Source organism: Gordonia sp. NPDC003422, assembly GCF_053588675.1.
Genome location: NZ_JBSFQL010000001.1, coordinates 341,488 through 353,854 on the forward strand (window position 1 = coordinate 341,488; position 12,367 = coordinate 353,854).

Sequence of the window (12,367 nt, forward strand, 5' to 3'; positions counted from 1 at the left end):
TCTCAGCTTGCTGTTCCAACCGTCTCGTTGTTCACTGTGGCCGCATCCAGGAAGGCCGGCTTCTCGCCGCCGCCGTGCACCGTCAGCGTCGACCCGGTGACGTATCCGGCCAACGGGGACAGCAGGAATGACACCGCATTTCCGATGTCGGCGGGAGTGGCCATCCGACCCATCGGGATGGTCGCGCCGACCGCAGCGACCCCGTCCGCATCGCCGTAGTGCAGGTGCGACTGTTCGGTCTCGACCGGCCCGGCCACGACGGAGTTGACCCGCACGCGCGGCGCCCATTCGACCGCCAGCGACGACATCAGGTTGTCGAGTCCCGCCTTCGCGGCACCGTAGGCCGATGTCCCCGGCGATGGCCGGTGCCCACTGACGCTCGACACGTTGACGATCGCGCCGCCGTCCGCCTGGGTCTGCATGACGGCGTTGGCGTGGCGCGCGACGATCATCGGCGCCAGCAGGTTGAGTTCGACGATCTTGCCGGTAAACCGGGCCGACGCGTCGGCCGCCGGTACAAACGGCGACCCGCCCGCGTTGTTGACCACCCCGTCGATCCGGCCGTGCTCGTCGGCGATCTGCCGGATCATCGCCTCGACCGCCGCGTCGTCGCGCACGTCGCAGGCCACGAACTCGACGTCGCGCAGGTCGGCGACCACGTTGTCGGGGCTGCGGCCGCAGATCACCGGCACCGCGCCGAGCCCGACGAGCGTCCTGGTGATTCCCGCGCCAACCCCTCGAGCACCGCCGGTCACCAGGACGACCGTGCCTGTCAGGCCCAGATCGACCTGTGACTGCGTCTCCATGGGTGCTACCCTACCAAACAACCAAGCACTTGCTTGGTTCGATTTCTCTGATGTTCGATGCTCGACGAGAGGAGCACGAGTGCCGATCACCACCGACACCACCGCATCCGGGATCGTGACGGTGACCGTCGACTATCCCCCGGTCAACGCACTGCCCTCGGCTGCCTGGTTCGAATTGGCCGACGCGATCACCGCAGCCGGAGACGACCCCGACACCCATGTCGTGGTGCTGCGCGCCGAGGGCCGTGGGTTCAACGCGGGCGTCGACATCAAGGAGATGCAGGCCACCGACGGCTTCGACGCTCTCATCGGCGCCAATCGCGGTTGCGCCGCGGCCTTCTCCGCCGTCTACGACTGCGCGGTCCCGGTGATCGTGGCGGTCAACGGGTTCTGCGTCGGTGGCGGCGTCGGCCTCGTCGGCAACGCCGACGTCATCGTGGCCTCCGACGATGCGGTCTTCGGGTTGCCCGAGGTGGATCGCGGCGCACTCGGCGCGGCCACGCATCTGGCGCGCCTCGTTCCGCAGCACATGATGCGCACGCTGTACTACACGGCCCAGAATGTGACGGCACAGCAACTCGAGCACTTCGGCTCGGTGTATCGCGTCGTGCCGCGCGAGCAATTGCTCGACACCGCACTGGAAGTCGCCGAGATGATCGCCGCCAAGGACACCCGCGTGATCCGGGCGGCGAAGGAAGCGATCAACCACATCGACCCGGTGGACGTGAAGTCGAGTTACCGGCTGGAGCAGGGCTTCACCTTCGAACTCAACCTCGCCGGCGTCGCCGACGAACACCGCGATGCCTTCGTCGCCACCGGAAAGCCCAAAACCAGCGCTGCAGCTCACGCCAACGGAGGACCGGCCTGACATGACGACCGACAAGACCAGCACGCTCGACGACGTGGTGGCCGAGCTGCGCGATGGGATGACCATCGGCATCGGCGGCTGGGGTTCGCGACGCAAACCGATGGCCCTGGTGCGGGCCATCGCCCGGTCCGACGTCAAGGACCTCACGGTGGTCACCTACGGCGGGCCAGATCTCGGTTTGCTGTGCGCCGCAGGCAAAGTCCGGCGCGCGTACTACGGGTTCGTGTCCCTGGACTCGGCGCCGTTCTACGACCCCTGGTTCGCCAAGGCGCGCACGACCGGCGCGATCGAGGTGCGCGAGATGGACGAGGGCATGGTGAAGTGCGGGCTCGAGGCAGCAGCTGCGCGCCTGCCCTTCCTGCCGATTCGCGCGGGTCTGGGCTCGGACGTCCTGCGGTTCTGGGAGGGCGAATTGAAGACGGTCGAGTCGCCGTACGCCGACCCCGACGGGCGAACCCAGACGCTGATCGCCATGCCGGCATTGCGACTCGACGCGGCCTTCGTCCACCTCGACCTCGCCGACAGCTACGGCAACGCCGCCTACACCGGTATCGACCCTTACTTCGACGACCTGTACTGCGCCGCAGCCGATCGCCGCTATCTGGAGACCGACCAGCTGGTGTCCACCGAAGTGCTGGTGAAATCCGTTCCGCAACAGCGCCTTCTGCTGAACCGCATGAACGTCGATCGCGTTGTGCACACCCTCAACGGTGCACACTTCACGTTCGCCGGAGATTACGGCAGGGATGAGAGCTTCCAGCAGTTCTACGTCGAATCCGCCAAGGAACCCGAGACCTGGGAAGCGTTCTCGGAGCGCTTCCTTCGCGTCGACGAGGCAACCTATCAGCGCGAAGTCGCAGCCTGGCAGGCAGAGCGGGCCGAGACAAAGGAGGACGGCAAGTGACGACCACCGAGACCACCGAGACTGCGGTCACTCGGGCCGAGTACTGCGTGATCGCTTGCGCCGAGATCTTTTCCGGTGCAGGCGAGATCCTGGCGTCGCCGATGGCACCCACCCCCCTTCTCGGCGCGCGACTGGCTCGGCTCACCACCGAACCGGACCTGCTCATCACCGACGGCGAGGCGCTGATCTTCGCCGACACCCCGGCCATCGGACGCTCGGGTCCCATCGAGGGCTGGCTGCCATTCCGCAAGGTGTTCGACGTCGTCGCGTCGGGCCGTCGCCATGTGGTGATGGGAGCCAACCAGATCGACCGATTCGGCAACCAGAATCTGTCGGCCTTCGGGCCGCTTCAGCATCCGACGCGCCAGATGTTCGGTGCGCGTGGCGCTCCCGGCAACACCATCAATCACCCGACGAGCTATTGGGTGGCCCGGCACTCGGCACGCGTGTTTGTCGACACGGTCGACATCGTCTGCGGCGTCGGCTACGACAAGGCCGACCCATCCAACCCGGCCTTCGACGACCTCGACATCCACCGTGTGGTGACCAACCTCGGTGTCTTCGACTTCGGCGGGCCCGACCACACCATGCGCGCGCTGTCGTTGCATCCCGGCGTCACGGCCGACGAGGTGGCCGAGAACACGAGCTTCGAGATCGCGGGGCTTACCGACGCCCCCGAGACTCGTCGCCCCACCGATGAGGAACTCGGACTCGTCCGGGACGTACTTGATCCCAAGGGTGTTCGGAATCGAGAAGTTCGATGACGGCATCGGCGCGGGCCGCCTCGCTGCCCACGAAGTTCACCGAGTTGGTCGGCGTCGAGTATCCGGTGGTGCAGACCGGGATGGGCTGGGTCTCGGGCCCGGCACTCACGTCGGCCACGTCGAATGCCGGCGGATTGGGCATCCTCGCGTCGGCGACCATGACCTACCCCGAGCTCGAGGCCGCAGTCGCCAAGACGAAGTCGTTGACCGACAAGCCCTTCGGCGTCAACATCCGTGCCGACGCCACCGATGCCGGGCAGCGGATCGATCTGCTGATCCGCGAGGGTGTCAAGGTCGCGTCGTTCGCGCTGGCACCCAAGCAAGAACTCATCGCCAAGCTCAAAGAACATGGTGTGGTGGTCATCCCGTCCATCGGCGCCGCCAAGCATGCGGTGAAGGTTGCTTCCTGGGGCGCCGACGCGGTCATCGTGCAGGGCGGCGAAGGCGGCGGCCACACCGGACCGGTGGCCACCACCCTGCTGCTGCCGTCGGTGCTGGATGCGTTGTCGGCCAAGGGTATCGACATGCCGGTGGTCGCCGCCGGCGGCTTCTTCGACGGGCGAGGACTGGCCGCCGCGCTGGCCTACGGGGCCGAAGGTGTCGCGATGGGCACGCGCTTTCTGCTCACCTCCGACAGCGCCGTCCCCGACACCGTCAAGCAGGAATACTTGCAACGAGGTCTCGGTGACACCGTGGTGTCGGTGAAGGTTGACGGCATGCCGCATCGGGTGCTGCGCACCCCGCTCGTCGAAGCACTCGAAGGCGGCAGCCGGGTCAAGGCACTGTACGCGGCGGCACGAAATGCCAACGAGTTCAAGCAGATGACCGGGATGCGGTGGACCACGATGCTGCGCGACGGACGGTCGATGCGCAAATCCGGTGAGCGCACCTGGCAACAGATCATCATGGCCGGCAACACCCCCATGCTGCTCAAAGCCGGGCTGGTTGAGGGCGACACCCGTGCGGGTGTGCTGGCGTCGGGCCAGGTGGTCGGCATGATCGACGACCTGCCCAGCTGCGACGAACTCATTCAATCGATCATGACGCAAGCGCATGAACGACTGAAGGCACTCGGCTCGTTGGGGTGAGCCCGGCGACCGTCACGTGGCGATGCCGGCATGCTCGGTGCGTAGGTCTTTCTTGAGGATCTTGCCGCTCGGGTTCTTCGGTAGCGCGTCGGCGAACACCACGTACTTGGGTCGTTTGTAGCCGGCGAGAATGTCCGAAAGATGTTTTTCGACATCGTCTTCGGTGATCGTTGCCCCCTCCTTGGGGACAACGACGGCGGTGACCGCCTCGATCCATTTGGGATGCGGCACACCGAACACCGCGACCTCGGCCACGCCGTCGAGGCGGTAGATCGCCTCCTCGACCTCGCGTGAGGCGACGTTCTCGCCGCCGGTCTTGATCATGTCCTTCTTGCGGTCGACCACTGCCAGATAGCCGTCGGCGTCGATGACACCCAGATCGCCGGAATGGAACCACCCGTTGCGGAAGGCCGCCGCGGTCTTCTCCTCATCGTTGTAGTAGCCGAGGCACGCGTGCGGGCTGCGGTGCACGATCTCGCCGACCTCACCGGTGGGCACCGGGTTGTCCTCGTCGTCGACCACCCTGGTCTCTACGTTGAGCGCAGCCCGACCCGCCGAGCCTGCGTGCTCGATCTGTTCGTGCGGCAACAGGATCGTGGCGAGCGGCGACATCTCGGTCTGGCCGTAGAAGTTCCACAGCGACACCTGCGGAAGGCGTTGTGCCATCTCACGCAACACCTCGACCGGCATAGCCGACGCTCCGTAGTAGCCCTTGCGCAACGACGACAGGTCGCGACGGTCGAAATCGGGGTGACGCAGCAACGAGATCCACACGGTCGGTGGGCAGAACAGTTTGGTGACGCCGCGCGATTCGATCGTCTCGAGGACCGTCGCCGGATCGGGTCCCGGCAGGATGATGCTGGTCGCGCCCAGGTACACGTCGACCGACAGGAAACAGTCCAGCTGGGCGCAGTGAAACAGTGGGAGCGAATGGATTTCGATGTCGTCGGCGCTCATCCCGCCGTCGATGACACACGAAACATACTGATTGATCAGCGATTTCGAGGACAGCAGCACACCCTTGGGCCGCGATTCGGTGCCCGAGGTGTACATCAGCCGCAGCGGATCGTCGTCAGCGACGGACACCTGCGGTGGCGTCGCATCACCGTCGAGCATCCACGCGTCGACGTCCTCCCACTCGGTGTCGGGACGGTCGGGACCGGTGGTGATGAATCCTCCGACCACGTCGACACCGGCCTGCTGCACAGCGTCGGTGACGACCGGCGCCAGAGCGTCCTCGGCCACCACGGCCGACGCCCCTGAGTGTTCGAGAATGTAGGCGATCTCGGCGGCACCCAACCCGAAGTTCACCGGCACGAGGATGACGCCGAGCCGGGCGGTCGCGTAGTGGAGGACCGCGAACTGCCAGTTGTTGTGGCTGACGAGGGCCAGTCGTTGCCCCTTGTCGAGCCCGCGCGCGACAAGAGCGTTGGCACATCGATTGACCGCCGCGTCGAACTCGGCGAAGGTCAACTCGCGCGACCCGTTGATGATAGCGACCTTGTCCGGTAGTCGCGCGGCGGTGCGTCGAAGCAGGTCAGACAGGGTTTGCTGCCGTGCGACCTGAATTGCCGCATCTGTCTGGGGCGTGAACTGACCGACCATGCGTGAACCCCTTCGTCCGTGTTACTCACGTCACAGTAGCAACTTGTTGTTGAGCGCAACCAAGTGCTGTGATCGTATGGATTTGAGGCCGTCGTCAGCCCTGACGCGTGTCGGCCTTCAGGAGGTTTGATGCATACGATCGAGGTCACCGGTCACCACCAGCGCGAGGCGTGGGCCGCCAAACAGATGCCGCGGGTCGAGGAAGTCCGACCGGGCCTGTGGTCGATCCCGGTGCCGATGCCCGGCAATCCACTGCGCTACATCCTCGTCTACGCGCTCGCACTTCCCGACGGACTTGCTCTGATCGACACCGGATGGAATGCCGACGAGTCGTGGCAGGCGCTGGTGAACGGCATCCATGCCACCGGTCACGACATCGCCGACGTGCGGCATGTGTCGATCACACACCTACATCCCGACCATTTCGGCCTGGTCCCGCGCCTCCTCGAACACGCCGATCCGGTGCTGGCGATGCACCGCAACGACGCACGGCACCTGCGGTATCACACCGATGCCGAGGTGGCCGCCGAGATCGACGCCGAGATCGCCGAATCCGAGACGCTCGGCGGCCCGCGCATCGATCCGTCCCGTAGTGGCCTCAACGTGTTCGTCCGACTGCCCGACGGACGCAAGGTCGACGTCGAACTCGACCACGATGAGCCGCTCAACCTTCCGGGCTGGAACGTCCGCGCGATGTGGACCCCCGGCCACACCGCCGGACACATGTGTTTCGCCGACGACGACGCCGGCGTGATGTTCACCGGCGATCATCTGCTTCCGCGCATCAGCCCGAACGTGTCGACGAGTATTTTCAGTTCGCCCGATCCGCTCGCCGAATACCTCGTGTCGCTGGCGAATACCGAGAACGTCGGCGATCTCGAGGCATTGCCGTCGCACGAGTACCGGTTCCGTGGGCTCGCCGATCGCGTCACCGACCTGTTGGGCCATCACGAGCAACGGCTCGACGAGATCACCGCCGCCGTGCGCAAGGATCCGGAGTCCACGCCCTGGGAGATCACCCGATCGGTCACCTGGTCCCGACCGTTCTCCGAACTCTCGGAAGGCTTGGCGTACATGGCGTTACGCGAAACCAACGCGCACCTCATCGTCCTCGGTGAGCGCGGTGTCCTCACCGCGACGCCGGGCCCGCCGATCCGCTGGTCGGCGGCGGTTCCGAACTGATCGGCAACATTCTCTCCACCAACGGTCGCACCGTCTCTGCGAGGTCTCCCCTGCCAACTCCCGCTCGACGATGCAGCCCGTACGTGTGAGCGGCGACAATTCCCTCCAGCACGGTGACCAGTTCATCGGCCGCAGTACGAGAATCAGCCGCACGAGGATCGGAAGCCGACAGCGCGGTCATCAATCGTTCTGCTGCCGGCAGCGAGAAGAAGCACCGGGACAGCGCATCTCGCGTGCCGACGGCCAGCGAGGGGTCGAGGGCCAGGGCCAGCCTGGCGAACACATCGGCACGTCGTTCGGTGAGTAATTCATCGAGATAGTCCGCGATCAATACTCCCGGAAGCATCGGCTCCCCGGCCATCCGCGACTCGAACCGCTCGCGTGAGCGTTCCACCAAACGCTCCGCCGCGGCCCCGACCAGCGCCTCTCTTGTCCGGTAGTAGTACGACGTCGAGCCCCGAGGCAGATCGAGCCGACGGTCGACGCCCTGATGGGTGACTGCGTGCGTACCACCGGTTGCAGCAAGCTCGATGGCCGCGTCGCAGATGGCAGGCCGACGGCCGGGGCGAGGCATGCATCGACGGTAGCACAAGACTCTATGATGATAGAGTTACCGTATGCAGTCACCGCGTCGGCGTCGATCCCCGCAGGTCATCGCCGGTCCGCACACATTCGACGAGGCAGCAGCACGTGCCGGCTTCACGCTCGACCCGACACAGAGTCGCGCCGCCACAGTGCTGCGCGAGAGCGACCGCTGGCTGTACCTGACCGGACCACCCGGTCGCGGCAAATCGTGGCTCATGGACGTGTTCGCATCGGCACTACCGACTCAAGCTGTCCTGCGGGTTCACTGGCACACCTTCATACGGGACCTCCATCACGCGATTCGGCGAGCGGGCGGGCTCGACCCGGCAGTGGCCGAACTGATCGGCTCACGTTCGGTGGTGTGCTTCGATGACTTCGACGTCGACGACCCGGCCGACGGGATCTTCGTCGCGAGAATCCTCCGCTACGCAGCCGAACACGGTGTGCGCGTGGTGTTCACGTCGAACCGCACCCCCACCGAACTCATGCCGAACCCGCTGTTCCACGATGGTTTCCTACCGACGATCAATCTGATCCAAAACTCGTGCACCACAATTCTTTTGGATGCGGGCGTGGACTATCGGACGGTATCGAGTCGCGATTCCGGATTCGCGTCGGGACGATGGACCACCACCATCCCCGCAGACGCCGTGGAGTATCGATGCCCAGTGTCCGTTGCCGACCGGACGCTGCCGGCACGACGCGCCGAACCGCACCTTCTGTGGGTCGACTTCGCGGACATCTGCGGACGTCCGCTCGGCGCCACCGACTATCTGACCCTCAGCGATCGCTTCCGCCGATGGATGGTCACCGGAATCCCCGACCTGTCTACCGCGGGTCGCGAACCGGCACAACGGTTCCTGCATCTTGTCGACGTCCTCTACGACCGCGACATCGCCACCACCTTCGTCTCCGACGTCCCTCGTGAGTATTTCGGCCGACGTGGACCGGTACCGATGGCAACACCACGGCTACTCAGCAGGCTCGGAGAGCTCGGGTGAGGGCGGGCGGCTACCGCGGGAGGATGCCGTCGAGGACGACGGACAGGTACTGATCGGCGATCGCCTCGACGGTGAGGGTTCCACCTGGGCGGTACCAGCGCACGGCGACCCACACGGTGTCGCGCATGAAGCGGTAGACGAGTTCGACGTCGAGGTCGGCCCGGAACTCGCCGTCGTCGACGCCGCGTTGCAGCACCGACTGCCAGAGTTGCCGGAACTCGGTGTTGAGTTCGCCGATGTAGGCGAAACGTGCTTGTCCGGCAAGGCGTTTGGCTTCGTCTTGGTAGATCGCGACGGCGTTGCGCTGGGCGTCGATCGACTCGAAGGACGCAATCACCAACTGGCGCAACGTCTCGGTGGCCGTGAGACCGGCAGCGGCGATCGCGCGGTAGCGGTCGAAGAGGTCGTCGAGGAAGCCACGCAAGATCTCGTCGACCATCGACTCCTTGGAGTCGAAATGGTGATAGAGGCTGCCCGACAGAATCCCGGCGGCGTCGGCGATGTCACGCACCGTGGTGGATCGCAGACCCTGCTCGGCGAACATCCGCCCGGCCGTGGCCAGCAACTCGTCGCGACGCGACGTCTGCGTGCTATTGCGTGGTGACACCACACCTCCTGAGGGTCTGACCCACCCTAGCAAGCGCTTGGCCGGGACCGTCTCACAACGGCCCCGGCCAAGGGGGTGTCACATCAGCAGAACAGGTCAGCGCAGGCGCTTGCGCACCTTCTTCATCGCACGCTTGTTGAAGAAGTTCCACATCTTCATCTGGTTGTTCGTCAGCTTCGTGTCCTTGGGCAGGAACGGCGGCGACATCATCTCGGCGATCGACACCGGCAGTGTCGAGAAGGCGATCGCACGTGCGTGGCTGAACGTCTCGAAACCGGTCTTGCCGTGGTAGCCACCCATGCCCGAGCGACCGACGCCACCGAACGGCAGGTCGGCGCCGAACATGTGTGCGGCGAAGTCGTTGCCGTTGATCGAACCGCTGCGCGTGCCGTCGGCGAGCGCGGCGAAACGGTCGTTGTCGTCGCCGCACCAGTACATGGTCAGCGGATGCGGATGCGACGTGATGTGGCTGATCACCTCACCGAACTCGCGGTAGGGGTACACGGTGAGGACCGGACCGAAGACCTCGTCCTCCTCGATCTTCATGCCGGCCTTGACCCCGGTCAGCAGCGTCGGCGGGATCTTGCGGCGCTCGGCGTCCGGCAGCGGCTCGCCACCCGGGATCACCTGACGCTTTGCCGCTCCCAGCGACTCGGCATCCTCGATCAGTCCGACGATGCGGTCGTAGTTCTTCTGGTTGATCGTCGACGTGAACTGCTCGTTGTCGTAGATCGTCGGGAAGTTCTTGGTCCAGCGTGCGACCACCTTGTCGGTGAACTCACCCAGCTTCGATTCGGGAACGAACACGTAGTCGGGGCACAGGCACACCTGGCCACCGTTGACCATGCGGGCGTCGGCCAGCATGTTGGCGGCCTTGTCGATGTCGGCATCGACGTCGACGACGGCCGGGTTCTTGCCGCCCAGCTCGAGCGTCACCGGCACGAGGTTCTTCGCGGCCTCCTGCGCCACCGACGCGCCGACGTCGGGCGACCCGGTGAAGAACATGTGGTCGACCTTGAGCTTGGCGAAGTCCGACCCCGAACCGTGCTTGGGTGTTATGACCGCCAACTCTTCGATCGAGAAGTACTTGGGCGCATGCTTGGCGACCACCTCGGTGCAGCGTGCGGTGATCGACGACGGACGCATGACGACGCGGTTACCCGCCGCGAAGGCCGAACCCGCCGGCACGAAGGTCAGCTGCAGTGGGAAGTTCCACGGGCCCATGATTCCGACGACGCCGAGCGGGTCGTGGCGCACCCGCTGCTTGAAGCCGAGCATTCCCTGCAGCTTGGCGGTGTTGGTCTCGGCCATCCACTCCTTGACGCCCCGGCGCTGGTGGGCGAGGTCGATCATGCAGCCGGCGACGTCGGTGGCCAGCGACAGCTCGCGCGGTCGCGAACCGAAGTCCTCGGCGAGCGCTTCCGCGATCTCCTCGGCGTTGTCGAGCAGCAGCGCCGACAGTCGAGTGATGCGGTCGATGCGAACGTCCGCGCTCGGGATGCCGTCGCGCAAGAACGCGGCCCGCTGGATCTCGACCAGCTCTGCCATCGTGTGTTCTTCAGATGACTCGCGGCGATCCGCGTTTGTCACCCCGGCGCCGGTCTCAGCAGGCTTGGTCATCGAGATCCTCCGATTTGGTCGTGATGTGGCGGTTGAAACGAATATGTCCGCCCGTTCCACACCATAGTATGCGCCAGATCACAGGCATGTGGCTACGCCTGTTGTCAGAAGGATCGGGACACGACGGCCACAGATCAGGCCATCGTCACCGGCTGAGACCGGCCCGGCTCAGCCCAGGCGCTCGATGATCGTCACGTTGGCCGTGCCACCGCCCTCGCACATCGTCTGCAGGCCGTAGCGGCCCCCGGTGCGTTCGAGTTCGCCCAGCAGGGTCGCGAACAGTTTCGCGCCGGTGGCGCCGAGCGGGTGGCCGAGCGCGATGGCGCCACCATTCGGATTGACCTTCGCGGGATCGGCGCCGGTCTCCTTCAACCATGCCAATACGACGGGCGCGAAGGCCTCGTTGATCTCCACGACGTCGATGTCGTCGATGCTCAGACCGGTCTTCTCGAGCGCGTACTTGGTCGCGGGGATGGGTGCGGACAGCATCATCACCGGGTCGTCGCCGCGCACCGACAGGTGATGGATGCGCGCACGCGGCGTCAGACCGTGCTCCTTGAGTGCCTTCTCGGACACGACGAGCGCGGCCGACGAACCGTCCGCGATCTGCGACGCGACCGCCGCGGTCAGCACCGACCCCTCGGCGAGCGGCGCGAGACCGGCCATCTTCTCCATCGACGTCTCCCGTGGGCATTCGTCGACGACGCAGTCGCCGAGCGGGACGTTCTCGTTGTCGAAGCGGCCGGCCGCGATGGCCGCGCGGGCGCGTTCATGCGACTGCAGCGCCCACCGCTCGAGATCTTCCCGGGACAGATCCCAGCGCTGGGCCATCATGTCGGCGCCGACGAACTGCGAGATCTGCGCGTCGCCGAATCGCTCCTGCCAGCCCACCGACTCCGCGGTCGGCGTGCTGTAGCCGAACTCCTTGCCCGCGATCATCGCCTGCGAGATCGGGATGGCACTCATGTTCTGCAGTCCACCCGCGACGACGATGTCCTGGGTGCCGCTCATGACGCCCTGCGCGGCGAAATGGATGGCCTGCTGCGACGACCCGCACTGCCGATCCACTGTTGTCCCAGGCACTTCCAGCGGCATACCGGCGGCGAGCCATGCGGTCCGGGCCACGTTGCCCGCCTGCCCGCCGATGGTGTCGAGGCAGCCGAACACCACGTCGTCGACGGCGGCCGGGTCGATCCCGGTGCGCTCGACGAGTGCGGAGATGATGTGGGCGCCGAGATCGGCGGGATGGGTCTTGGCGAGTGAGCCATTGCGTTTGCCGACCGGGGTGCGGATCGCGTCGACGATGTAGGCCTGCGGAGTGGACATGGTTGCTCCTG

Annotated in this window: 12 protein-coding genes; 6 read left to right on the forward strand and 6 right to left on the reverse strand. The window is 65.7% G+C overall.

From position 1 onward, the window contains the following. Positions 1–2 precede the first annotated feature (2 nt). Positions 3–806 (reverse strand): SDR family oxidoreductase, encoded by an 804-nt coding sequence (locus ACWDTF_RS01410; protein ID WP_240861184.1) that lies wholly within the window; start codon positions 804–806, stop codon positions 3–5. Positions 807–885: 79 nt separating this feature from the next. Here ACWDTF_RS01410 and echA20 point away from each other — a divergent pair, with 79 nt between their 5' ends. From echA20 to ACWDTF_RS01430, 4 genes are read left to right on the forward strand one after another with little or no spacing between them, the layout of a single operon-like run. Further along, the gene (gene echA20 / locus ACWDTF_RS01415) at positions 886–1,674 is read left to right on the forward strand and encodes a (7aS)-7a-methyl-1,5-dioxo-2,3,5,6,7,7a-hexahydro-1H-indene-carboxyl-CoA hydrolase (protein ID WP_240861183.1); all 789 of its coding nucleotides are present in this window, start codon (positions 886–888) and stop codon (positions 1,672–1,674) included. A 1-nt stretch (position 1,675) separates the two neighbouring features. After that, on the forward strand, positions 1,676–2,578 hold the full coding sequence (locus ACWDTF_RS01420) for a CoA transferase subunit A (RefSeq protein ID WP_240861181.1): 903 nt from the start codon (positions 1,676–1,678) through the stop codon (positions 2,576–2,578). Beyond that, a complete protein-coding gene (locus ACWDTF_RS01425) occupies positions 2,575–3,342 on the forward strand; it encodes a CoA-transferase subunit beta (RefSeq protein ID WP_355277724.1) in 768 nt (255 codons plus the stop codon). The genes ACWDTF_RS01420 and ACWDTF_RS01425 overlap by 4 nt, the downstream gene beginning before the upstream one ends. Further along, positions 3,339–4,430 carry an NAD(P)H-dependent flavin oxidoreductase gene (locus ACWDTF_RS01430; protein WP_240861177.1) on the forward strand — a complete coding sequence of 364 codons (1,092 nt, stop codon included), beginning with the start codon at positions 3,339–3,341 and terminating at the stop codon, positions 4,428–4,430. The genes ACWDTF_RS01425 and ACWDTF_RS01430 overlap by 4 nt, the downstream gene beginning before the upstream one ends. Before the next feature lie 12 nt (positions 4,431–4,442). On the opposite strand, the gene ACWDTF_RS01435 is transcribed toward ACWDTF_RS01430, so the two are convergent. Continuing rightward, positions 4,443–6,035, reverse strand: coding sequence for an acyl-CoA synthetase (locus tag ACWDTF_RS01435; protein ID WP_240861175.1), 1,593 nt, complete (start codon positions 6,033–6,035; stop codon positions 4,443–4,445). A 129-nt stretch (positions 6,036–6,164) separates the two neighbouring features. Between ACWDTF_RS01435 and ACWDTF_RS01440 the strand changes: the two genes are divergently transcribed. Further along, the gene (locus tag ACWDTF_RS01440) at positions 6,165–7,217 is read left to right on the forward strand and encodes an MBL fold metallo-hydrolase (RefSeq protein ID WP_355277720.1); all 1,053 of its coding nucleotides are present in this window, start codon (positions 6,165–6,167) and stop codon (positions 7,215–7,217) included. On the opposite strand, the gene ACWDTF_RS01445 is transcribed toward ACWDTF_RS01440, so the two are convergent. Further along, complete coding sequence (locus tag ACWDTF_RS01445; protein ID WP_355277717.1) at positions 7,165–7,791, reverse strand: TetR/AcrR family transcriptional regulator; 627 nt, start codon at positions 7,789–7,791, stop codon at positions 7,165–7,167. The genes ACWDTF_RS01440 and ACWDTF_RS01445 overlap by 53 nt on opposite strands. A 43-nt stretch (positions 7,792–7,834) precedes the next feature. On the opposite strand from ACWDTF_RS01445, the gene zapE reads away from it, so the two are divergent. Further along, the gene (gene zapE, locus ACWDTF_RS01450; protein ID WP_355277714.1) at positions 7,835–8,803 is read left to right on the forward strand and encodes a cell division protein ZapE; all 969 of its coding nucleotides are present in this window, start codon (positions 7,835–7,837) and stop codon (positions 8,801–8,803) included. A gap of 10 nt (positions 8,804–8,813) precedes the next feature. Here the strand turns inward: zapE and ACWDTF_RS01455 are convergent, their stop codons facing one another. The 3 genes from ACWDTF_RS01455 to ACWDTF_RS01465 form a co-directional block, all read right to left on the reverse strand. Next, positions 8,814–9,410, reverse strand: a complete 597-nt coding sequence (locus ACWDTF_RS01455) for a TetR/AcrR family transcriptional regulator (RefSeq protein WP_240861171.1) — start codon at positions 9,408–9,410, stop codon at positions 8,814–8,816. A 96-nt stretch (positions 9,411–9,506) separates the two neighbouring features. Then, positions 9,507–11,030 (reverse strand): aldehyde dehydrogenase family protein, encoded by a 1,524-nt coding sequence (locus ACWDTF_RS01460; RefSeq protein WP_240861169.1) that lies wholly within the window; start codon positions 11,028–11,030, stop codon positions 9,507–9,509. 168 nt (positions 11,031–11,198) lie between these two features. Next, entirely contained in the window at positions 11,199–12,356 is a 1,158-nt protein-coding gene (locus ACWDTF_RS01465) for an acetyl-CoA C-acetyltransferase (protein WP_240861167.1), read from the reverse strand. Between the last annotated feature and the right edge of the window lie 11 nt (positions 12,357–12,367).